The organism is Chitinophaga sp. MM2321, from assembly GCF_964033635.1.
GTDB lineage: Bacteria > Bacteroidota > Bacteroidia > Chitinophagales > Chitinophagaceae > Chitinophaga.
On record NZ_OZ035533.1, the window covers coordinates 5,215,784 to 5,240,013 of the forward strand.

Sequence of the window (24,230 nt, forward strand, 5' to 3'; positions counted from 1 at the left end):
ATATGGTGCCTATTCAGATGGTCGACTTGAAACGCCAGTACGCGAAAATTAAACCGCAGGTTGATGCTGCCATCCAGGAAGTACTGGAAAGTTCCGCTTTTATCAACGGCGGGGCGGTGCAAAAATTTACGGAAGAGTTGCAGCAGTACCTGGATATCAGGCACGTAATCCCCTGCGCCAATGGCACCGACGCGCTACAAATAGCCATGATGGCACTGGGTCTGCAACCCGGCGACGAAGTGATCACTCCTTCTTTTACCTTTATAGCTACGGCAGAAGTAATTGCCCTGTTACAACTGAAACCGGTATTTGTGGACATTGATCCGCTGACTTACTGCCTGGACGTAGCGGCTGTAGAAAGGGCCATCACACCTAAAACAAAGGCAATTGTGCCGGTACACCTCTACGGACATGTGACCGATATGGAACCGCTGATGGCCGTAGCTGCAAAACATCATCTCTATGTAATTGAAGATAACGCACAGGCCATAGGCGCCGATTATACTTTTAAAGATGGCAGCAAAAAGAAAGCAGGAACTATTGGCCACATTGGCTGTACCTCCTTTTTCCCCTCCAAAAACCTGGGCTGTTATGGCGATGGCGGGGCTTTATTCACCAATGATGATGCACTGGCCGCTCAGATCAGGATGGTTGCCAATCACGGACAATCCGCCCGTTATTATCATGATGTAGTAGGCTGTAACTCCCGCCTGGACACTGTACAAGCGGCTATATTACGTATTAAACTACCCTTACTGGATAAATACGTGGCTGCCCGTCGTGCTGTAGCCGATGCCTATGATGCTGCATTTGCCGGTATCCCACAGATCATTACCCCTTACAGGGCAGCTAACAGCTACCATGTATTTCACCAATATACGCTTCAATTGGATGGAGCAGACAGGAATGAACTGCAAAAGTACCTCCAGGAAAAACAGGTACCTGCCATGATTTATTACCCTGTACCGGCTCACCGTCAGAAAATGTTTGAACATTTTGGCGGCGCTGCTTTCAACTTACCCGTAACCGATAATCTCACCACCAGGGTGATTTCCTTACCGATACATACTGAAATGGACACTGATCAACTCGATCACATTATTCAATCCGTTAAATCATTCCTAAACTCTCACCCCGCATGAAGATCACAGTAGTAGGCACCGGCTATGTAGGCCTGGTAACGGGCACTTGTTTTGCCGAAACAGGAAACGAAGTAGTCTGCGTAGACATAGATGCCAACAAAGTAAAAAAACTATCCGCCGGTCAGATCACGATTTATGAACCGGGACTGGAAAAACTATTTGAACGTAACCTGAAAGAAGGGCGTTTATCTTTTACCACCAGTCTGGAAGAAGGCATTAAAGACGCTGAAGTTATTTTCCTGGCACTCCCTACACCTCCGGGTGCTGATGGATCGGCAGACCTTTCTTTCGTACTCAGGGTAGCAGAACAGTTGGGAACTATCCTTACCGACTACAAGGTAATCGTAGATAAAAGCACCGTGCCGGTAGGTACCGCAGATAAAGTAATCGCCGCAGTGGCAAAAAACTGCAAAACGGAATTTGATGTGGTATCCAATCCTGAATTTTTGCGGGAAGGGGTTGCCGTGGATGATTTCATGAAACCTGACCGTGTGGTAATAGGTACCAATTCAGAACGTGCCCGCAAAGTAATGGGCGATCTGTATGCCCCATTTGTAAGACAGGGAAACCCAATCATATACATGGATGAAAAGTCGGCCGAACTCACCAAATACGCCGCCAATTCATTCCTGGCAACCAAAATTTCATTCATGAATGAAGTGGCGGTGCTGTGTGAAAAACTGGGTGCCGATGTAGACATGGTACGCAAGGGAATGGGTAGTGATGACCGTATAGGTAAACGCTTTTTGTTTCCAGGCATCGGTTATGGCGGAAGTTGTTTTCCAAAAGATGTACAGGCACTGGTGAAATCATCCGAAGACGCAGAGTACGACTTTAAAATACTGAATGCCGTAATGGATGTGAATGAGAAACAAAAACTTTTTCTTCTCCCTAAAATAAAAGCCTATTTCAACGGCGACGTTAAAGGCAAACATTTTGCCTTGTGGGGCCTGGCTTTCAAACCGAATACAGATGACATCCGCGAAGCGCCGGCGTTGTATATTATTGATGCCTTACTGGCAGCAGGTGCTACTGTAAGCGTTTTTGATCCGGAAGCAATGGAGAATGTACGCCAGTTGCTGGGAGATAAAATCACCTATGCAGATCACCAATATACATGTCTTGATAATGCGGATGCACTGATCATAGCCACCGAATGGAGCGTTTTCCGAACGCCCGATTTCAATAAAATTTCTGCTTCACTGAACAATAATGTGATCTTTGATGGCAGAAATCTTTTTGAAGTGGCCCGCATGAAGGAACTGGGATATCACTATGAAAGTGTAGGCCGCACACCCGTTTTATCATAATATTATAACTTACCTCATGGAGAAAAAAAGAATATTGATAGCTGGTGCTGCCGGCTTCCTGGGATCACATCTGTGTGATCGCTTTATAAAAGAAGGCTTTCATGTAATTGGCATGGATAACCTCCTTACCGGTAATATCAAAAACATAGAACACCTTTTCCCTTCACCGGATTTTGAATACTATCATCACGATGTAACCAAATTCGTACATGTTCCCGGTAAACTGGACTACATCCTTAACTTCGCCTCTCCGGCCAGCCCGATAGATTACTTAAAGATGCCCATACAGACCCTGAAAGTAGGCTCCCTGGGCACACACAACCTGCTGGGACTGGCAAAGGAAAAGAAGGCGAGGATACTGGTAGCTTCTACTTCTGAAGTATATGGCGATCCTAATGTACATCCGCAACCGGAAGAATACTGGGGAAATGTAAACCCGGTAGGTCCAAGAGGTGTATACGATGAAGCAAAAAGATTCCTGGAATCCATCACGATGGCCTATCATAATTTCCATGGTGTGGAAACACGTATCATCCGTATCTTCAACACTTACGGTCCGCGGATGCGCCTCAATGATGGCCGCGCCTTACCGGCATTTATGAGCCAGGCACTGAACGGACAGGATCTTACCGTTTTTGGTGATGGTAGCCAGACACGTTCTTTCTGTTATGTAGATGACCTGGTAGAAGGTATTTATCGCTTACTACTGAGCGACTATCACCTGCCTGTAAACATTGGCAATCCACAGGAAATCACCCTGAACCAGTTTGCAGAAGAGATCATCGCTTTAACAGGATCCAAACAAAAAATTGTTTATCATCCGTTGCCAAAAGATGATCCGAAACAACGCCAGCCTGATATCACCAAAGCCCGGGCCATACTGGGATGGGAGCCGAAGGTAAACAGACAGGAAGGATTAAAAATCACCTATGAGTACTTTAAAGAAGCATTGTTAAAATAAATTCTAAATCTTTTTACCGGCATGAAGCGGACACTTTTAATTACAGGCGGAGCAGGTTTTATCGGTTCACACGTGGTGCGGCTATTCGTCAACAAATATCCCGACTACCAGATTGTGAACCTGGATGCGCTTACCTACGCCGGTAACCTGGAAAACCTGGCAGACGTAAAAGATAAGGCCAATTATATTTTTGAGAAAGGAGATATCACAGATGAGGCTTTCATCGATCAGCTTTTCCTGCAATATAAATTTGACGGGGTGATACACCTGGCAGCAGAAAGCCATGTAGACCGCTCTATCATGGAGCCTTTGGCATTTATTAAAACCAATGTACTGGGTACAGCTGTATTGTTGAATGTAGCCAGGAAATACTGGAAAGATGATATGAATGGTAAGCTATTCTATCACGTGTCTACCGATGAAGTGTATGGTTCACTGGGCGAAGAAGGTTTCTTCCATGAAACAACCGCCTACGACCCACGCTCTCCGTATTCTGCTTCCAAAGCCAGTTCTGATCACTTTGTGATGGCATATTATCATACTTATCATTTGCCTGTCATCATTTCCAATTGCTCTAACAACTACGGCTCTCACCATTTTCCGGAGAAGCTGATCCCGTTGGCGATTCATAATATCAAAAATAATAAGCCGGTACCGGTATATGGTAAAGGTGAAAATGTCCGCGACTGGTTATTTGTAAATGACCATGCGCGGGCCATCGACACCATCTTCCATCAGGGCAGAACCGGCGAAACATATAACATCGGCGGATTTAACGAGTGGAAGAACATCGACCTTATTCACCTCCTGTGCAACATCATGGATAAAAAGCTGGGACGTCCCGAAGGTACTTCTGCACAGCTCATCACTTATGTGAAAGACCGTGCAGGACATGATCTGCGCTATGCCATTGATGCCACCAAACTGAATAAGGAACTGGGCTGGGAGCCATCCCTCCAGTTTGAAGAAGGGTTGGAAAAAACAGTAGACTGGTACCTGGCCAATGAAGAATGGCTGGATCATGTTACCAGTGGCGACTATACGAAGTATTACCAGGACCAATACCAAAAGAGATAGCACTATTATGCCTTTTACAGCAACAGGATTACCGGGACTTTTAATTTATGAACCGAAAGTGTTTGGTGATCATCGCGGATATTTTTTTGAAAGCTATAACGCCAACACCTTTCAGGCGGAAGGTATTGACTATAACTTTGTTCAGGACAACCAGGCCCGCTCTACTTACGGCGTGTTACGGGGACTGCATTACCAGCTGGAACCCTATGCCCAAACGAAACTAATCCGCGTACTCGAAGGCCGTATCATTGATGTAGTGGTAGACATCCGTACAGGATCACCCACCTATGGTAAATCATTTACCATTGAACTGAATGCTGACAATAAGTTGCAGCTGCTCGTGCCTAAAGGTTTTGCACATGGCTACGCCGTTATCAGTGATACAGCAGAAGTGATGTACAAATGCGATAACTTCTACCAGAAAGGCAGCGAAGGAGGTATCATCTTCAATGATCCTGCACTGGGTATCGATTGGGGTATTGACCTCAAAGATGCCGTAGTATCAGAGAAAGACCTGATCCTGCCAAAGCTGGCAGATATTACCCATAATTTTGTTTTTAACAGCTGATTATTTGCTATGAAAAATATTCTTGTTACCGGCGGAAACGGACAATTAGGACAAGCCCTGAAAAAGGCTGCTGACGCTTATCCACAGTTCAACCTGCTGTATACTGATTACCAGGACCTGGACATTACGGATGCTGCTGCACTGGCCAGTTACTTCTCTGCCCAAACCATTGACGCCTGTATTAACTGTGCCGCCTATACGGCGGTGGATAAAGCAGAAACAGATGAAGAAAAAGCGTTCCAGCTCAACTTCCAGGCCGCATTAAGCCTGGCTGAAGTGTGTGCGGAACACAATACCCAGCTTGTTCAGATCTCCACCGACTATGTATTCAGCGGAAAACAGAATGTGCCCTACACAGAAGAAGACGACACCGATCCGCAAAGTATTTATGGTGCATCCAAACTGCGCGGGGAAGCAGCTGCTGCCGGCTACAACCCTGAAACCATCGTCATCCGTACCTCCTGGCTGTACTCTGAGTATGCTGTCAACTTTGTAAAACGCATGCGCGAACTGATGCAGGAAAAACAGGAACTGAATGTAGTATTTGATCAAACCGGCACCCCTACTTATGCCGGTGATCTGGCCGCTGCTATCCTGGATGTGTTACTGTACAAGGCTGAACACCCTGATGCTGCCATTGGTGGCGTATATCACTACAGCAACGAAGGCGTTACCAGCTGGTACGACTTTGCCGTTACCATCAAAGAGATGACCAACGCCACCACCACGATCCTCCCTGTTACTTCAGATAAATACAAAACAGCGGCAATACGCCCTGCATATAGTGTACTGAACAAAGAAAAGATAAAAAACACCTTCGGCATCGCTATTCCTTACTGGAGAGACAGCCTCACGAAGTGTCTGAAGAATATGTAACATGCAATATCCATGTACGGCTTCCTGCTGAAGGAAACGTACATGGATATTCAAATACCAATTAAATATAATTTCAGGCAGATAACTTCCCCCATCATCCGGCAGTTCAGACATTTTTTGTGTAGGTTTGCAAAAATTGTTATTAAAATCATGAATCTGATAGAAGAACTGCGCTGGCGGGGTATGCTTCAGGATATGATGCCTGGCACTGAAGAGCAACTGCAAAAAGAAATGACTACTGCATATATAGGTTTTGATCCTACTGCAGCATCATTGCACATTGGCAGCCTGGTACCTATCTTGCTGCTGGTGCACCTGCAAAAGGCAGGACATAAGCCCCTGGCGCTGGTAGGCGGTGCTACCGGTATGGTAGGCGACCCCTCATTCAAAGCGGAAGAAAGGAAAATGCTGGACAACGATACCCTGCAGATAAATGTAGCCGGCATCAAAAAACAGCTGGAACGCTTCCTGGACTTCGATCCTGCCAAACCCAATGCGGCGGAAATGGTGAATAACTACGACTGGTTTCAACATATTTCCTTCCTCGACTTTATCCGCGATACCGGCAAACACATTACCGTTAACTATATGATGGCCAAAGATTCCGTTAAAAAAAGGATCGAAGGCGATAGCGGTATGTCCTTTACTGAATTTACTTATCAGCTCATTCAGGGTTACGACTTCTTTCATTTGTATACAGCCAAAAACTGTAAGCTGCAAATGGGTGGTTCCGACCAGTGGGGTAATATCGTTACAGGTACGGAACTGGTGCGTCGTAAAGCTGGCGGAGAAGCCTTTGCTTTCACCTGTCCGCTTATCAAAAAAGCAGATGGCACCAAATTCGGTAAAACAGAACAAGGCACAGTATGGCTCGATGCCAGCCGGACTTCTCCTTACATGTTTTACCAGTTCTGGCTCAACACAACAGATGCGGATGCGGAAAGCTATATCAAGATATTCACCTTCATGGAACAACCGGAAGTGGAAGAACTGATTGCTGCACACCGGCTCAATCCGGGTCAACGCCAACTACAAAAACGACTCGCACAAGAAGTAACTGTTTTCATCCATGGCGAAGAAAACTACAACTTTGCGGTAAAAGCATCCTCCATATTATTCAGCAATGACACCGCAGCACTGCTGGCATCACTCACAGAAGAACAATTACTGGATGTGATGTCAGGCGTTCCCCAGTATGAGATTGCAAAATCTGCACTGGAAACAGGTAAAGACATCATCAGCCTCCTTGCTGAAACAGGCATCTTCCCAAGTAAGGGAGAAGCCCGCAAAACAGTACAGGGCGGTGGCGTAAGCATGAATAAAAACAAAATAGAAAGCATCGATACCATCGTGGATACTTCCGCTTTGTTACGCGGTAAATACATTCTCTTCCAGAAAGGGAAAAAGAATTATTATCTCGTAAAAACGAACCAGGATTAAAAGATTACAGGATTTAAAAGGATGGGTGTTTTGTTGTTTGAAAATTTAAAAAGACAAACAACAAAACACCCATCCTTTTAAATCCTGTAATCTTTTAATCCTGGTCCGTAAACAACAAAACGCCCATCCGGCAAATCTTTTAATCCTTTAATCATGGTCTGTACTTCTTCTCATATTTCTCATACAACTGATGCTGTTTATTATCCAGGTTAATTTCCCTGCCCTGGATAAATGCATGGGTAATGTTGCTCGACTTCATATCCAGCATATCACCGGTGCTGACTGCAATGTTAGCATCCTTACCTGTTTCAAGGGAACCGGTCATTTTATCAATACCTAATATTTTAGCGGCATTCAGGGTGACGGCAGATAAAGCTTCTTCCTTTGTGAGGCCATAAGCGGCGGTGGTACCAGCTTCAAAGCCCAGGTTACGCTGCTGCCAGAAGCCTTCATTACTGATACAAAATAATACGCCCGCCTTTTGCAGTTGCGCCGCCGTTTTATAGGGTTGGTCCACATCATCATCCTGCATCAATGGTAAACTATGCGGCTGTGTTAATATGACCGGGATATTGTGCTGTTTCAGGAGATCCGCTATCAGCCAGGAATCAGACCCGCCTACAATGGTCACATTCACATTAAATTCCTTCGCAAAATCGAGCGCAATCAGCATCTCTTTTACCAGCTCACAGTGAATAAAAAGTTGCTGTTCCTTGTTAAACAGTTTACGCATGGATTCATACTTCAGGTTGGTGGCCGCATGCTTGCTCTCTTGCAGGTACGCCTTTGCTTCCCGGAAAAAGACACGCACCTTTTCGATCTGCTCCATTTTGACCTTCAGCGGATCGATGGCGGGTGGCGTGGCACTACGATTGTTGCCGACGCTGATGAGCCTTGGAATATAAAAATGCAGGGCATTATCTGTTTTATAAGCTGCGTCTTCCCAGTTCCAGGCATCCAGCTGTACTACGGAGGAAGTGCCGCTTATGATCCCACCTTCCGGTGTAATCTGTGCCAGCAGGATTCCATTGGAACGTAGTGTATTAATAACTTTGGAATCAGTATTATAGGAGATGATGGACCGGATAGATGGATTGATCTCTCCTACCTCCCTCACGTCAACGGTTGCACGTACACTTCCGAACTCCACGAGACCGAGACTGGATTCCGGTGCGATGATGCCGGGATATACATGTTGTCCTTTCAGATCCAGTATAGTAGCGTTGTTACCCGCAGCGGGAACATTGGTGCCCACGGCGGTGATCTTTCCTTTTTCAAAAGCGATGGTGCCGTTTTCTATCACCTGTCCATTGCCTACATGAATAAAAGCATTGGTGAGGTACACGGGTTTATCCTGCGGAGGCGCCGGCGAGATGGTTTCCTGTGCCCGGGCCGTTTGTAAGCCCATAGCCAGTACCATCAGATATAATAAGTTGTATTTTCTCATGTTATTATTTATTTAAGATAAACGCTTACCGGATAATACCCAGTTGATGACCGCCCTGCAAATCTTCGCAGTGGTATGTTTCATCCGGTTCATAAGCTGCTTTCTGTGTAGGGGTACCCTTCTTCTTTTCGCCCAGCAGTTTCTGGGTAAGCCGGTTACGCTCTGCTGCAATACGTTTGCGCAGTTGTATATCGTAATCCAGGTCAAACTCCACGATACCATCTACGATGGTCTTCTCTGCTTTTGCGTAAATACTCAGCGGATGATCACTCCATAATACCAGGTCCGCATCTTTGCCTACCTTGATACTTCCCATGCGGTTATCCACATGCAGCAGTTTCGCGGGGTTGATGGTGACCATATTGAGCGCATCTTCTTCCGCTACACCACCGTATTTCACGATCTTGGCGGCTTCCTGGTTCAGGCGGCGGGCCATCTCCGCATCATCGGAATTGATCGCGGTAACAATCCCCACACGGCTCATGATAGCGGCATTGTAAGGAATAGCATCCTGTACTTCCATTTTATACGCCCACCAGTCGGCGAAGGTACCGGCGCCGGCGCCATGCGCTTTCATCTTATCAGCGACCTTATATCCTTCGAGGATGTGCGTGAAAGTATTTACCTTAAAATGGAAGCTGTCTGCCACATGCATCAGCATATTAATTTCACTCTGTACATAAGAATGACAAGTAATAAAACGTTTGCTGTTCAATATTTCCACCAACGCATCCAGTTCCAGATCACGGCGTTTGTCAGCGCCTTGTTTTTCATAGTCACGGGCACGGGTAAACGCATCTACGTACACCTGCTCTACTCCCATTCTTGTTTGCGGGAAACGTACGGTATTACGCTCGCCCCAGTTGGATTGCTTCACATTTTCACCCAGTGCAAACTTGATGAATGGGTCCCAGTTGGTTACTTTCATCGCTTCTGCATTCTGTCCCCAGCGGAGCTTGATCAGCTGTGACTGTCCGCCGATGGGGTTGGCGCTGCCATGCAATATATGCGAGGTGGTGACGCCACCGCCCAGTTGCCGGTAGATGTTGATGTCGTCCGGATTGATTACATCCGCGATGCGCACTTCTGAGGTAACCGCTTGCGACGATTCATTAACACCATTGGAAATGGCAATGTGTGAGTGCTCGTCGATGATGCCGGCAGACAGGTGTTTACCGGTACCATCAATTACGCGGGCATTACCGGCAGAAAGGTTTTTACCTATCTGCGCTATTTTGCCGTTGCGCACCAGTACATCTGTATTCTCCAGCTTCCCTTCTTTTTCGCTGGTCCATACGGTGGCATTTTTGATGATAAGATCCTGTTGCTGTGGTAATTTATCCCAGCCATAACCATTGAACGGATAATAGAGTGCACCCATTTCCACCGGTTCCGTTTTCTTGATGGAATCTGCTTTCGGCAAACCGGCTTTTACGAATACGGCGTCCCATCTTACCGGTGTGCCGGTTGTATCCGAGCCGGTACCTGTCCAGCCGTTATCGCTGATCACACCACTCAGGCGTACATTTTTTTTACTGTTCTTTGCCAGCGGTAAAGACAAAGACACCAGCTTACCATCCACATCAATGCGGCCTGAAAGGGTATCCTTTTGTATTACTGCCAGCAAAGGTGCGGTAGCTGTACCTTTTATTTCAATGGTGACGTTATTACCGGGTGTAAGCCGCACGGTATAAATACCCCGGATGTCATTCCATCCATCCTCTTTGATAACATAGCGGTTGCCCTGTACCCAGTTCTGAAACAGGATGGTATTTTCCTTGAACACCGGGCCGGAAGTAATCAGGAAATTAGCTAGTTTACCGGCTTCCAGGCTACCTACTTTGTCATATATCTTTAAAATGGTGGCAGGCGTTTTTGTCAGTGCTTCCAAAGCTTTCTGTTCACTGAGGCCATATTCAATGGCTTTGCGCAGGTTGCCCGGAAAAGATTTCACATCTTTCAGATCAGCGGCGGTTAAACAAAACGGGATATTGGCTTTTTCAAAAGCGCCGGGTTGTGAGGGCGCCATCTCCCAGTTTTTCATGGCTGCCAGCGATACAAACCGTGCATCTCCGGGGTCTTCCATATCTATAACACCAGGATAGTTCAGTGGCAGGATGAAGGTGGCTTTGGTAGCGGCCATCTCAGGTATCCGCTGGTATTCATTGCCACCTGCTTTGATAATGTATTGAACACCAAATTCATCACCTATTTTATCTGCTCTCAGCGCATCCCATTTATCGGTTACGGCAAAGATCTGTGGCAGTTGCTGGTTGGCATTCCAGGCCTCCAGGCTCAGGTTTACCCCTTCTTTTGCGGGTTGTGATTTATACCACCGGGCATCCAGGAAAGTCTGGCGCAGCAGGGCGATATACCCCATCAATGAGTTTGGGTTATTTTGTGTGGAGCTACCTTTTTCAAGCGAATAGGCTGCTGCCGCTTTTTCCCGGATAATCACCTTGTTTTCTTTGGCAGTGGCCAGTGTTACCAGGGCTGCGGTGCCCCGTGCAATACCATCTGCCTGCTGGGTGAGCACCATGCCGAAACCCGCTTCCCGCAATGTGGCAGCCTTTTTTTCGTCTGTATTAAACAATTCTACGGCATTCACTTCACTTTTAATGGCCTGGTTCCAGCCGTACGCACCCTTGGTATTTGATAAAAACTGCGGCGGCGCATTCCAGGCAGCGGCCCCGTGTTTGGCTTCCGACAAGCCGTAGCTGCTGTAAGCATCTACAAAAGAGGGATAGATATACTTCCCTTTACAATCCACTACTACTGCATCTTTTGGAATGGTGGCAGCAGGGCCGGCCGCTACAATTTTGCCGTCGCGGATCACCAGCGTAGCGTTATTAAACGTTGTTTGTGCGTCTTTTACGATGGTGGCATGGGTGAAGGCGAAGCACCCTTCTTTTGGGTCTGCAATCCCGTTGACCGGATAGGTTTCCTGTGCACGGACGTAGGAGCCTGCCAACAAGAACGACAGCAGCAGCAATTTACTGCGGTGCCGGTTCAAGGCATAGGCTACACCCCTGCATGACAGGGCCATCCAGGGTTTCTCAAAAGCTTTTTTCATGTACTTTTTTTTATTTTATTTCGATCCAGATTTAGTTGTAATGTTAAATGTAGGAAATCATTAAAGCAGGTTCCGCTTATTTCCGCTTTTTTTTATGAATGGTATCAATCTTGCTGTAATGAGTTTTTTGCATTCACACTAAAAAGAAATAATTTGACAAGGGTTTATCCAGTAAGTTTGTCTAATTATTATAATACTGCTGACTATGAAGTTATTTTCCGTTTTTACAGGGATGCTCTTTTGCCTGCTTTCCGGCATCAGTATCCAGGCTACAGCACAAATCGCTGATAGCGCCAACGCGGGCGGCCGCCGCTGGGGGGTGGAAGGAAGAGCAGACAAAATCAGTGATAAGATATCACGCCAGGTGGGGTTAAACAAAGACCAGTATAAAAAAATATATGTCATCAATGAAGACATCATCCGTCGCACAGATGCCATCCACGCTAATAAAATCCTCTCTAAAAAAGAACGGATGCAACAGCTGAAAGTGTTGGATACAGAGCGTAATCAACGTTTCAAAGATGTGTTTTCAGCCACCCAGTATAAGAAATGGAACGACTGGGAAATAAACAAGAAAGAACAACTGGAAGCCAAAATGGAAAAGAAAAGACAGAAAAAAGAGGGCATCCAGGAGTAAAAAAATATTTAGAGATTTAGTTATTTACGAATTTAGGGATTTGAAATGCAGCGAAGATGATCAATTAGGTCTCCGCTGCATTTCAAATCCCTAAATTCGTAAATAACTAAATCAAAAAATCTCCACATGGGGTTTCAGCCAATAAAGGACATCCAATCCATTTTCCTTCATGCGGTGGCAGCGGTGCATCCGGCGCAGCTGATGCGTAATAATGTGCGCGTACAGGATAATATCATTTTTATTTCGGGAGATAAATATGTGTTGCCTGCCAATGGCCGGGTCCTGGTTATCGGGGCGGGCAAGGCGGCGGCAGCAATGGCGCAGGAACTGGAATATCTCCTGGGCGCGCACTTTCCCCTGCAAGGGATGGTGGTGACCAAATATGAACACGCCTTACCATTACAATACATTCAGTTGCTGGAAGCAGGGCACCCGGTACCGGACGAAAACAGTGTAGCCGCTACCGTTAAGCTGCTGGAAATAGCCGCACAGGCGCAATCCGGCGACCTGGTGATCTTTCTTTTGTCTGGTGGTGCCTCTGCCCTGCTGGCCGATTTCCCCGAGGGAAGCAATTTAGCGGAAGTGCAGCAACTGTTTGACCTGCTGCTGAAAAGCGGGGCCGAAATACAGGAGATGAATGTAGTGCGCAAACATCTTTCACAGATCAAAGGCGGGCAGCTGGCAAAAAGCATATATCCGGCAACGTTATGCACGCTGATACTGAGCGATGTGGTAGGAGATGATATGAGTATCATCGGCTCCGGTCCTACCGTGCCCGACCCCTCTACTTTTGCTGATACCCTGGCTATCCTCCGCAAATATCATCTCACCGGAAAAATACCTGATAGCTTACAGCAACATATCGAGAAAGGCGTTGCGGGAAAACTGCCCGACACCCCCAAACCGGGGGCAGCAGGATTCCGGCACGTACACAATTATCTTACCGGTACCAACCACATTGCGCTGGAAGCCGCGGCTGATAAAGCCCGTGAGCTGGGATATCATCCGCAGGTATTATCTTCCGGTACTACCGGTGAAGTACATACGGTGGCAACAGCCCTGGTAAAAAAAGCTATTGACTATAAAGGCCCCCTGCCTGCCTGTTTGCTGATGGGGGGCGAAACTACTGTGAATGTTACCGGTACAGGTGTTGGCGGTCGTAACCAGCAACTGGCACTGGCAGCAGGAATAGCCTTATCCGGCCACGCCAACATCACCGTTTTAAGTGGTGGTACCGATGGTACGGATGGTCCAACGAATGCAGCCGGCGCACTGGTAAATGAAGCCATCATGAAAAATGCGGCGGCATTACAACTCGACGCAAATAGTTTTTTACACAACAACGATGCCTGGCATTTCTTCTCAAAAGCAGGCGGGTTGATCGTTACAGGCCCTACACAAACCAATGTAATGGACCTCATGATCGTATTAATTGAATAGCTTTCTGTAGCCGGCTTTTAGCTTTTCTCATTTAAAGTTTGAATATCTGCCGATAGATTTTATTTTTGGGTCTTGAATTCATCAATTTTGTTTTGGATTTACTAAATCAATATGCATTATGCTGAGAATGGAACAGACATGGCGATGGTTCGGGCCTGATGATCCGGTTAGCTTGTCTGATGTTAAACAGGCAGGAGCTACCGGTATTGTTACAGCGTTGCACCATGTGCCAAATGGGGAAGTGTGGACGAAAGAGGAGATATTACAACGTAAAGCAATCATTGAAGCAGCCAGCCTTACCTGGTCCGTTGTGGAAAGCGTGCCCGTACATGAAGATATTAAAACGCAGAGCGGCCGTTTCCGGGAATATATTGCCAATTATCAGCAAACGCTGCGTAACCTGGCTGCCTGCAGCATCCCCGTGGTTACGTATAATTTTATGCCTGTTCTTGACTGGACACGCACTGATCTCGCCTACACCGTAGCCGACGGGTCCAAAGCACTGCGCTTTGAAAAGGCCGCCTACATGGCTTTCGACCTGTTTATCCTGCAAAGACCTGCTGCTGAAAAAGATTATACCGACGAGGAAATATCCCGTGCGAAGGAACATTTCGACAGCATGACGGAAGAAGCCCGCGCTTTATTACAGAAAAACATTATTGCCGGATTGCCCGGATCAGAGGCGAGCTTTGGTTTGCAGCAGTTTCAGGCAGCTCTCGATAAATATAAAGGCATTGACGCTACACAGCTGAAGCTACACCTGTTTTATTTTTTACAGCAGATAGCTCCCGTAGCGGAAGAAGTGGGCGTGAAACTGGCCATCCACCCGGATGATCCTCCATTCCCTATCTTCGGACTACCCCGTGTGGTAAGCACGGAACAGGATGCAAAAGAACTGCTGATTGCAGCGCCTTATGCTGCCAATGGGTTGTGCTTCTGTACCGGCTCCTATGGCGCACGTGCGGATAATGATCTTCCCGGCATGATTGAACGCCTGGGCGATCATATTCACTTCCTTCACCTGCGCAGCACCCAACGCGATGCACAGGGTAACTTCTACGAAGCCAACCACCTGGAAGGCAACGTCGATATGTTTGCCGTAGTAAAGAACATCCTCACCACCATGAAAAGACGCCGTGTATCCATTCCGATGCGGCCCGATCATGGACACCAGATGCTGGATGACTTACATAAAAGAACAAATCCAGGCTACAGCGGTATTGGCCGTCTGCGTGGCCTGGCAGAGATACGTGGTCTGGAAATGGGCATTGCCGGAGCTTTAGGCGTTGATTGACTGACATCTACCAGCATCAGGTCCACACAACGTGTAAAGGTGGGGATAAGCAATACCATCGTCGGACTGAGATGCTATGCCAGGGCAGAAAGCGTTTTTGAAACAATACCGTAATGGCTGATTACGTGTACAAAAAGCACTGCCAATAAATAATTAGGGAGAAGGGTTGACACAACGTCAGCCCTTTCCTCTTTAATAGCTTACTAAACCTACAACATGATGAGCAATTCAATTGATGCAAAGTACGAGGCGTCTCTTGCCAGAAGGCCCAATAGCCTCGCACGCCTGCTAAACCTCCTTAAAAAAGATGTGGACCTCCGCCTCATAGAAAAGATCCAGGAACGTGGATACATCAATTTTAAGCTGGGAGAAATGGTGTTACTGGTAAATATAGACGCCCAGGGCACCATCAATAATGAACTGGCCAAAAAGGCCCGTATCAGCAAACAAGCCATGAGTAAGGTGGTGAAAAGCCTGGAGGCAGCAGGTTATATCAGTACCCGCAAACACGATACAGACAATCGCGCCAGTATCATTTTCCTGACAGAAAAAGGAAAGGAGCTGATGATCAATGCATCAGATGCGGTAGAAGAAATTCATGCCCGTTATACAGCCATGATCGGGGAAGAAGATATGTTACAGCTGAAGCGCATCATGGCAAAACTGTATAACAGCCTGGATGAAAAGTAATTATTTCAAGGTTACATAATACGCATTGGTACTGTCTTTAACGATATATACCAACAAGCTTTTCTGCAACTGCGCTATCATTTCTTTTTCAGATTTCGTCCTGAAATCAACGGTCAGCTTTTTCTTATACAGCTTCCTGGCAGCAGACGGCGGCACATGGATATCAATGGAATAGTAGCCGCTTACCGCATCCAGTACTTCTTCCAGCGGCACGTTCCTGAAACGGAGGGCGCCTGTTCTCCAGGCCAGCGGCGCCTGGCTTTTCAGCAGTTGCGTTTTCAACGGTTGTGCATCAGCAAGCTTTCCCTGCATGTTGGTGGAAAGCACCGTTTCCTTTCCATCCTCCTTTACGATTGTCAGCTTTCCCCGTGCAACAAAAACGCCGGTGGTTGTTTTTGTTTTATGAACGTTGAAAGCAGCGCCTGTAGCCAGCAGGATGTTTTGCGAATCGGCCGTTACCCTGCAAGCCGATTGCTGCTTCAGATCAAAATATACATCTCCGGCCAATACCGCTATCTCATGATCATTCTCCGGCCGTACACCATGAGAGATAATCGCATTTTTATTCAGCACAACCTTGCTGCCATCAGCCAGCAGGAAGGAATCAAGATGATCGCTTGTATTGTTGCGCACCGCCATTTTCGGGGGCGCCTGCAGGTGATAAAAAGTAATACCGCCCGCTACAAGGATAACAGCAGCCGCTGCTATCCACAACCAGCGGGAATAGGCAGGAAAGCGATGTGTAAAGGGATTGCGGCCACGGGAAGGGGCACGCTTTTTCAATGTACCGGTTGTGATAACAGCACCCGCATCATCTTTCAACCAGGCTTCCAGCCTGCTTTCCAGATAACGCGATTGAGCTGGTCCACTAGCTTTCAATACAGCAATTTGTTCCTGTAATACAGGATCTTGCGGTGATTGAATGAAGCGTGTTATCAGCTCATTTATTTCTGGTGAAGGTTGATCCATAGTGCTGTCCCGTACAATGCTGTAGATGATTTGCAAGATACTTAACTTCGCAAAGAATAAATAATTAGGTCACCTCAGTGAGGTTTAATATTTTTAATGCAGCGGAACAGGCAAAAACGATAAATATGTCACCTGAAACTTTGCTAAATAATGACCAGGAATATATTGAGGGATTGCTGCATCATACACCGGTAGTAATTGAAAATATTTACCAGCGTTTTGCCTCCAAGGAAAAACGTTTCATCCTGCAAAAGAGCGGTACTGTAAAAGACGCAGCTCATATTTTTGAAGAGGCGCTGATGGATATCTATTTCTACGCCCGCCAGCATACACTAAAAGTAAGCTCTTTTGAACCCTTTCTGCAACTGCTGTGCAAGCGCATCTGGGAGCGGGAACTGGAACGGCGGGGACAACGTATAGCCGGCATGGAAGCAGAAGAGAATGCCGCCCTTAGCCGCGAAGACCTCCAAGATGTGGAAGATATTCTGAAAGAAGGCGAAAAAAGAAGACTCGTTTATTACTATTTTCTCCAGTTAAGCGATAGCTGTAAAGAACTCCTCCGCTGGTCACTCACCGACTGTTTACAGGAAGATATTTCCGTAGAAACAAAGATCCCCGTAAAAGATTTACCCGCTAAAAGATGTGATTGCTATAGTATCCTGTTCAATAACCTGGATACGAAACTCAAGACAGGTAGTCTTTCTGCCGAAGATCTGCGTACCAGCGACTGTTTCCTCGCTGGGCAAATGAATGAAAGTGAAAAGAAAGCCTTTGGTGAACGTATCAAGGCAGAACCGGCACTCAACCAGCAGGTGAAACGTTTCGATCTGCTCCGGCAGCTGCTTTCACAAAAGATCTGCAACGACAATGCCCGGGATGAACTGATGCAACAACTGTTCTCCCACCGCAACGCCTGGTATACCCTGAAAGGAAGTACGCCAACGCCTATACGCAATTTCGTGATACTGACGGCTATCATTGCAGCAGGGTTGGCGATCATGTTATATGTAAGCCCGTGGCGGAAAAATATTTACCGCCAGTTTGCCTCCACAGAAATGCAGATCCCTGACATCGATAGCCTGCAAGTGCCTGATGAAGCCATCAGCCAGTTCAATCACGGACATTTCGATAATGCAGTGGTTGTACTCAACAAAACCCTCCAGGCAAATCCCGGCAACCTCTACGCACGGTATTACCGCGGCGTGGCCCTGATAGACCTGAACCAGCAGCAGCCTGCACGCACAGACCTGGCCGTTGTTTACAACAACAGCACCGACCTCCGTTATGAAGCCGCGTTTTACATGGCATTAAGCTATCTGAAAGAAGGACATAAGCAGGAGTGCCTGGACTGGTTGATGAAAATTCCTCCGGGCGCTGCTAATTATCTCAAAGTACAGAAACTGATAGAAGAACTAAAGTGATCAGTTCAGGTATTGTTCCCTGCTGTACTGGATGATATTTTCTACCTCTCCTTTAATCAGTTCGTATACAGGCGCCTTTTCTACTTTAATGTGCACCAGCTGCTGTAATACAGAGAAATAAATCTCGCCCCTGTTACAGCCATCAATCTGGGCTTTAAGAATGTTATGTTTTACCTCTTCGCAACCGGGAGCATCCAGTTTCTGGTAAATAACATACAAGTGGTTTATCCAGCTCATATCGCTACATTTTTTTCATAGGAACCTAAATATATTAATAAAATTCATTATTTCATAAAAATATTATCGGATTCCTGACAGGGATATTTCTCAGAACTTCTTCCACCTGCGGATCATGGTTCCCGGATAACCAAAGTTGGTAATAATCATTGTTTTTAAAAGCGGCTGCACTGAAAATCAGGAAGGGTTGTGCTACCGGCCATTCATCCCAGTACATCACATCCTTTGCATAGGGCCAGGTATTCTTATCTTTTACAAAAGGATACATGAAAGCCGCTCCTTTACGCATATTCTTTTCTTTATCTGCCGTATAGCGCCACAGGTCATGATCTGCATCACTCAACAGCTGGCAGATGGTACTCATGGCATCGAGGTTAAACAGCGAGTAGCCGTAAGGTTTAGTTCTTTTTAGTTCCAGCGGAAAGCTGCCATTATCAGCCATTTGCGCCGGTAACAACACTGTTTTGTAGCGGTTAATACAGAAATCCGTCCACTCCCGGCTGTGTACAAACAGCGCAAATGCCGCCACCTGCATTACCCAGCAGGTACCATGATTATTAGCGGCATTCATTTCATCTTTACCATAAGGATGGGTAGTAAGCCACTGCAGATACGCAGTGAACCACTCCCTTATGGCAACCAGGTCGGCAGGGGGAATCACACCCGCTTTCTCCATGATACGCAAAGCCTGCACAACTTCCAGGAAATGGATGGTATCAATGATACCGATACCACGCCCGGTAACTTTACCTTTAATTGCCTGCGCATACAACAGACTGGGATTCATGCGGGTAGTGCTGTCTGTAAACCATGCTTTGGCATGCAGCAATGCCTGTTGCAGATATGTTTTATCCTTGCTTGCCACGTATCCCGCCGCCAGTGCGCCCATTACGCGGCTAAACCGGATCATCACCTGCCGGTGCGCTACAAAATTATCAGGATTGGTTTGCCCGTCACGCTGCACATAAGGGCCATCCGGATGCGCGGGGTCCGGCCACCAATAGTCCCCTTCCGAATAAAAATCATGTTTACCGCCGGCACTACGGTCACAGCTAAACGCAGTTATCGTTTGTGGCACCTGCTGCATTGCCCAGCCTGCACGCGCCATGATAGCAGATTTTGTGTCTTTGATAAGCTGCTTCGCATAAGGCGACTGCGCCTGTATGCCTACAGCAACACCCAGTAACAGGATCAATAAGTAACCGCGCATAAAAATATTTTAAACAGCTAGTTCACGTAGCGTATCGCTATTTCAATGTCAATACTTTTCCGTCATGTCCGTCGAGTTCCAGTGTAAAGCTACCGTTATGTCTGCCCAAACTCTTACCTGTCCAGTAATCCAGCACTTCACAAGGTTTATCCAGTTTTACCGTTAATTTTTTGGGAGATGATTGCCAGTTGAGTAACACGACCTGTTTACCTGCTACTGTATTTATCTGTCCTACTTCAAAACCGGTATTGGTAAATGCCGCTGCATGGGCTGTTGGCGGTACCGCCTTACGCAAAATATTCAGGCGTTCAGGGGAGATTTTTGTTAAATCATCCCCACTCAATAACATACCACCGGTAGCATAAATCAGTGCTGCATGGAAATTAAATTCGTTGTCGGGCATATCGCCGGTCAGTACGAGGCAATCGGGATCATTCCACCACAAACGGCCGTTTTGCCAGGAGCGGTACAGGTTTTCGCGGCCCGAACGTTCAAACACAGACCAGCTCCGGTTGATATCCATACTGCTGCGGGAGCCGTGCACCAGCCCCAGTGAAGGCCACAGCGGATGATTGCAACCGAGGATAAACGCATCCCTGCTTCCTTTGAGAATAGCCGTCATACCACGCCGGTAGGCTTCTACGCGCGTAGCATTTTTATCATAAAAATAACCGCCATGAATAGCGCCCCAGAAGTTGGCGTCCAGTTTAAAATAGGTAACGCCCCAATCGTTGCGCATGGTGCGGAACAGTTTCTCCAAATGTTGCTGCACCGCCGGATTGGTACCATCCAGTACATACCAGGGCTTCATCCGCCAACCGCCAAAGGAAACATCATCGCTTCGCAAAGGCTTGCCTGCTGCATCTTTCACCAGCCAGTCTTTATGCGTTTTATAAATAGTGGAATTGCTATCACAGATAAACGGCGCTACCCAGATAGCCGGCTCAAAACCTTTCTCACGGATAGTATGCAGCACCTGCTGTACATTACCGCCAAAAGAATTACCTACTTCCAGCCAGTCGCCCATATGCGGCTGATAGCCATCATCGATCTGAATATATTTTAAGGCCGGAAGATTGTTTTTGATATAGTCGAGGTTGTCGTAAATGTTCTGCGCCGTTACTTTCGGACCAAAACAATACCAGGAACACCAGCCGGTGGGTGGCTGTTTAAATTCCAGGCGTGGATGAAAATGATGAATACGGTCTGCAAAACGATCCAGTAAAAGGTTGCCATTACTGCCCCTCAGCAACATTAGTTCTTCCAGCTTAAACTCCTTCCCCGGCGCCAGTTCCAGGTTCTCCAGGTCTATCGCTGCCTTGATAGTATCCGCCGACAAATAAAACCTGCCAACGAAACGATTGCTGGAAGTATAGCCCAGCAGCAACTCCGCATCCCCTGCGGGATACAGGCGTAACAGGTTGTATACGGCGAGGTAGCCCGCCGGCTGCGGTATTTTATAATGACCGACATCCGTGTAGTTGCCAAGGGTAACCGGTTTCTCCAGTGTGCCCGCGGTTTGCGTCAGCATCTGGAAACCTTCTGCATAAAAGGGTGTGGAAGATGGCAATACTTTACCTACCGATCCCACGACCACTTCTTTCAGCCGTACCGGCACACTACCGGTGTTGACTACACGCACATCACACACATCACCGTTCCATTTGCGGATCACTTTAATATAAGCAGGCGCCACAGCCCCATCTGCCTGATAAGCAGTGGCAGCACTGCCTTTCAACGAACGGATAAAGCGGTCTGTTTCGCCCGCATATGTTTGTAGGCTACACAGCAGCAAACCAACCGATAACAGGAAACAATTTTTTTTCATCGTGGTCAGATATTTGGTTGCATGATTATCTCATATAATTTACCTGCCATGGTAGGTACATCATATTCATGTACTTTTTTTAATGACAGGGCAGGTAGTTTGCCCGGATCTTTCACAATTGTTTTAACAGGAATGGGTAGCGGATAAAAGGCGTTGGTATTCGCGCCGGTAGCTACCGTAGCTGCAATGCCGTTCACCTTAACGGTACCGGCCGTACGAATACGACAGTTACCACCCAGTGCTGACCTGATTACGGCATGCGTCAACTTACCATCTTTCCAGGTCATATCTACTTCAAAACCACCTCTTGCTTTCAGCCCTTTTACCGAGCCGGAAGGCCATGCATCCGGCAGCGCGGGTAGCAGATGTAACACACCGTCATGGCTCTGCAACAGCATCTCGGTGATACCGGAAGTTACGCCAAAATTACCATCGATCTGGAAAGGGGGATGTGCATCAAACAGGTTGGGGTAAGAACCGCCGCTGTTATCTGCTACACTCATTTCCTGCCCACCGGCCAGAAAAAGCTGTTTGTTCAGCATAGTATAGGCGTGGTTGCCATCTTCCAGGCGCGCCCACCAATTGATTTTCCAGGATTTGGACCAACCGGTACCGCCATCGCCGCGCAACAGCAAACTACGTTTAGCCGCTGCCGCTAGTACCCCATCCCGGCGCGGATTAATGAAGTTGCCGGGAAACAAGCCATACACATGCGATACATGGCGATGCGAATCTTCCGGATCATCCCAGTCCTTATACCATTCCTGCAACTGTCCATATTGTCCTACGTGAAAAGGATAGATATCTTTCATCTTATTTTTCATACGTACTACGAGGTCTGTATCCAGCTGCAACACTTCCGCAGCGCGGATCGTATTGGTAAACAGGTCGTGGATGATAGACAAATCCATTGTGCTGGCAATGCTTACAGAGCCTTCCCGTTTGCCATTGATTAAGAAATTATTTTCCGGCGTAGTGGATGGATTGGTTACCCACTGTCCTTCTTTGTTTTTAATCAGCCAGTCCAGCATAAATTCCGCGGCGCCTTTCAGGTCAGGATATACCTGAGCCAGCATCTTTTTATCGCCGGTAAACAGGTAATGTTCCCACAGGTGACGACTCAGCCAGGCGCCACCCATAGGCCAGATAGCCCATTTGGGATTGCCGCTGGGATCTCCAAAATCAAAACCACCTGCGGGGTTTGTCATGGCCCATATGTCTGTATTGTGGTGTGCGGTCCAACCTTTTGCGCCGTAGTTAACGGCAGCGGTTATACGTCCTCTTTTAGCCATCTTACCAATAAAATCAAACAGGGGTGCTCCACACTCCGACAGATTGGCCGTTTCGGAAGGCCAGTAATTCATTTCCGTGTTGATATTGATGGTATAATTAGAACCCCACGGTGGCTGCATCTCTTTATTCCACAACCCTTGTAAAGTCATGGCAGGACCACCTTTCCGGGAGCCGGCTATCATCAGGTAACGGCCATACTGATACAATAAAGTGGTCAGTTGTGGGTCGCGGTGACCACCATTCGCGGTGTATAACTTTAACCGTTCATCGGTAGGCAGTTTTTCGGAATTGTCCACGCCCAGGTTTAGTGATACTTTACTAAACAACCGTTGGTAATCGGCCAGGTGCGCCTGCAACAGCGCCGCGTAACTAACTGACTGTGCACGTTTCAACGGGGCCACAGCAGCAGCATTCGGGTCACCGACCCAATCATCCGGGCTTTTGTAACCAGTGCCTACGGATACCAGCAATACCGCAGCAGAAGCGCCGGACACGGTGATGCCCGCAGTGTCGGTACTTACTTTCCCGCCGGTAGCCCGTGCTTCAACATGTACTTCATAGTTGATGCCTTTGTCGCCATAAACAATTTGTTTAGGCTCATAAGCGCGGCTGGCAACGTATTCCGGGCATCGGCCCTTCATCACCAGGTAGTGGTTATTCACTACATGATTTACATGCGGCATGGGGTTAGCAAACGATGTATGAAAACGTAGTGCGCCCGGCTTACTGGTTGTATAACGTACTACCAGCAACTGAGCGGGGTAACTGGAAAAAACTTCTCTCGTATAGTCTACACCGTTAGCAGTATAGGTCACCTTACTGATACCGGTGTTCAGGTTCAGCTCCCGCCTGTAATTAACAGCGTCCCGGGGGATGTCGCTATCGATAAACATACTGCCCAGCGTCAGATACCTGGCACTGTAGGTGCCCATCATCTTTTTGGCCAGCTTGTCGGCTTCCATATATTTCTCCTCAAACAGCAGTTTCCGCATTTGCGGAAGTGTTTCTTTTGCCAGCGGATTATCGCCCTCACGTGGCACACCAGACCACAGATAGCCTTCATTTAATTGCAGTTCTTCCCGTTGTACACCGCCAAAAACCATGGCGCCAATCCGTCCGTTACCTACGGGTAGGGCTTCTACCCATTGCGTGGCCGGTTGTTTATACCATAATTTCAACAGGGAGTCTGCCGGCTGTGCTGCGTAAGCATTCCAGGAGAGAAGCAAACATCCGAATCCTAAGAAATATTTTATCATCCGTATAAATTGTTGCTGTTCTAACGATTAATAACAGCGCAGAAGCCGTTTTTCATTCCTT

19 protein-coding genes are annotated in these 24,230 nt (G+C 47.2%); 12 read left to right on the forward strand and 7 right to left on the reverse strand.

Annotated features, from left to right (window positions below; all coding sequences use genetic code 11):
- The first annotated feature begins 2 nt into the window (after window positions 1-2).
- From ABQ275_RS20270 to tyrS, 7 genes are all read left to right on the forward strand, one after another.
- Window positions 3-1,142, forward strand: a complete 1,140-nt coding sequence (locus ABQ275_RS20270; protein ID WP_349314973.1) for a DegT/DnrJ/EryC1/StrS family aminotransferase — start codon at window positions 3-5, stop codon at window positions 1,140-1,142.
- Entirely contained in the window at window positions 1,139-2,452 is a 1,314-nt protein-coding gene (locus ABQ275_RS20275; RefSeq protein ID WP_349314974.1) for a UDP-glucose/GDP-mannose dehydrogenase family protein, read from the forward strand. The genes ABQ275_RS20270 and ABQ275_RS20275 overlap by 4 nt, the downstream gene beginning before the upstream one ends.
- A gap of 16 nt (window positions 2,453-2,468) precedes the next feature.
- Window positions 2,469-3,413: a UDP-glucuronic acid decarboxylase family protein gene (locus ABQ275_RS20280; RefSeq protein WP_349314975.1), complete on the forward strand. Its 945-nt coding sequence runs from the start codon at window positions 2,469-2,471 to the stop codon at window positions 3,411-3,413.
- Between the two features lie 21 nt (window positions 3,414-3,434).
- The gene (gene rfbB, locus ABQ275_RS20285) at window positions 3,435-4,490 is read left to right on the forward strand and encodes a dTDP-glucose 4,6-dehydratase (RefSeq protein ID WP_349314976.1); all 1,056 of its coding nucleotides are present in this window, start codon (window positions 3,435-3,437) and stop codon (window positions 4,488-4,490) included.
- Between the two features lie 7 nt (window positions 4,491-4,497).
- Window positions 4,498-5,058, forward strand: coding sequence for a dTDP-4-dehydrorhamnose 3,5-epimerase (rfbC, locus tag ABQ275_RS20290; protein WP_349314977.1), 561 nt, complete (start codon window positions 4,498-4,500; stop codon window positions 5,056-5,058).
- 9 nt (window positions 5,059-5,067) lie between these two features.
- The gene (rfbD, locus tag ABQ275_RS20295) at window positions 5,068-5,934 is read left to right on the forward strand and encodes a dTDP-4-dehydrorhamnose reductase (protein ID WP_349314978.1); all 867 of its coding nucleotides are present in this window, start codon (window positions 5,068-5,070) and stop codon (window positions 5,932-5,934) included.
- Between the two features lie 150 nt (window positions 5,935-6,084).
- Window positions 6,085-7,374 carry a tyrosine--tRNA ligase gene (tyrS, locus tag ABQ275_RS20300; protein ID WP_349314979.1) on the forward strand — a complete coding sequence of 430 codons (1,290 nt, stop codon included), beginning with the start codon at window positions 6,085-6,087 and terminating at the stop codon, window positions 7,372-7,374.
- A 151-nt stretch (window positions 7,375-7,525) separates the two neighbouring features.
- On the opposite strand, the gene ABQ275_RS20305 is transcribed toward tyrS, so the two are convergent.
- Together ABQ275_RS20305 and ABQ275_RS20310 are read right to left on the reverse strand one after the other, a co-directional pair.
- On the reverse strand, window positions 7,526-8,821 hold the full coding sequence (locus tag ABQ275_RS20305; protein WP_349314980.1) for an amidohydrolase family protein: 1,296 nt from the start codon (window positions 8,819-8,821) through the stop codon (window positions 7,526-7,528).
- A gap of 25 nt (window positions 8,822-8,846) precedes the next feature.
- The gene (locus tag ABQ275_RS20310; RefSeq protein WP_349314981.1) at window positions 8,847-11,894 is read right to left on the reverse strand and encodes an amidohydrolase family protein; all 3,048 of its coding nucleotides are present in this window, start codon (window positions 11,892-11,894) and stop codon (window positions 8,847-8,849) included.
- 205 nt (window positions 11,895-12,099) lie between these two features.
- Here ABQ275_RS20310 and ABQ275_RS20315 point away from each other — a divergent pair, with 205 nt between their 5' ends.
- From ABQ275_RS20315 to ABQ275_RS20330, 4 genes are all read left to right on the forward strand, one after another.
- Window positions 12,100-12,531: a hypothetical protein gene (locus ABQ275_RS20315; RefSeq protein WP_349314982.1), complete on the forward strand. Its 432-nt coding sequence runs from the start codon at window positions 12,100-12,102 to the stop codon at window positions 12,529-12,531.
- 126 nt (window positions 12,532-12,657) lie between these two features.
- Window positions 12,658-13,971 carry a glycerate kinase gene (locus tag ABQ275_RS20320; RefSeq protein WP_349314983.1) on the forward strand — a complete coding sequence of 438 codons (1,314 nt, stop codon included), beginning with the start codon at window positions 12,658-12,660 and terminating at the stop codon, window positions 13,969-13,971.
- A 118-nt stretch (window positions 13,972-14,089) separates the two neighbouring features.
- Window positions 14,090-15,265 carry a mannonate dehydratase gene (uxuA, locus tag ABQ275_RS20325; protein ID WP_349314984.1) on the forward strand — a complete coding sequence of 392 codons (1,176 nt, stop codon included), beginning with the start codon at window positions 14,090-14,092 and terminating at the stop codon, window positions 15,263-15,265.
- A 216-nt stretch (window positions 15,266-15,481) separates the two neighbouring features.
- Window positions 15,482-15,955, forward strand: coding sequence for a MarR family transcriptional regulator (locus ABQ275_RS20330; protein ID WP_349314985.1), 474 nt, complete (start codon window positions 15,482-15,484; stop codon window positions 15,953-15,955).
- Here the strand turns inward: ABQ275_RS20330 and ABQ275_RS20335 are convergent, their stop codons facing one another.
- Complete coding sequence (locus ABQ275_RS20335) at window positions 15,956-16,960, reverse strand: FecR domain-containing protein (RefSeq protein ID WP_349314986.1); 1,005 nt, start codon at window positions 16,958-16,960, stop codon at window positions 15,956-15,958.
- Window positions 16,961-17,049: 89 nt separating this feature from the next.
- On the opposite strand from ABQ275_RS20335, the gene ABQ275_RS20340 reads away from it, so the two are divergent.
- Complete coding sequence (locus ABQ275_RS20340) at window positions 17,050-18,345, forward strand: hypothetical protein (RefSeq protein WP_349314987.1); 1,296 nt, start codon at window positions 17,050-17,052, stop codon at window positions 18,343-18,345.
- Here the strand turns inward: ABQ275_RS20340 and ABQ275_RS20345 are convergent, their stop codons facing one another.
- Genes ABQ275_RS20345 through ABQ275_RS20360 form a run of 4 tightly spaced genes read right to left on the reverse strand, consistent with a single transcriptional unit; the run spans window position 18,346 to window position 24,169 of the window.
- Window positions 18,346-18,582, reverse strand: a complete 237-nt coding sequence (locus ABQ275_RS20345) for a hypothetical protein (RefSeq protein ID WP_349314988.1) — start codon at window positions 18,580-18,582, stop codon at window positions 18,346-18,348.
- A gap of 52 nt (window positions 18,583-18,634) precedes the next feature.
- The gene (locus tag ABQ275_RS20350) at window positions 18,635-19,792 is read right to left on the reverse strand and encodes an alginate lyase family protein (protein ID WP_349314989.1); all 1,158 of its coding nucleotides are present in this window, start codon (window positions 19,790-19,792) and stop codon (window positions 18,635-18,637) included.
- A 37-nt stretch (window positions 19,793-19,829) separates the two neighbouring features.
- On the reverse strand, window positions 19,830-21,620 hold the full coding sequence (locus ABQ275_RS20355; protein ID WP_349314990.1) for a glycoside hydrolase family 36 protein: 1,791 nt from the start codon (window positions 21,618-21,620) through the stop codon (window positions 19,830-19,832).
- Window positions 21,621-21,625: 5 nt separating this feature from the next.
- On the reverse strand, window positions 21,626-24,169 hold the full coding sequence (locus ABQ275_RS20360; protein WP_349314991.1) for a glycoside hydrolase family 95 protein: 2,544 nt from the start codon (window positions 24,167-24,169) through the stop codon (window positions 21,626-21,628).
- Between the last annotated feature and the right edge of the window lie 61 nt (window positions 24,170-24,230).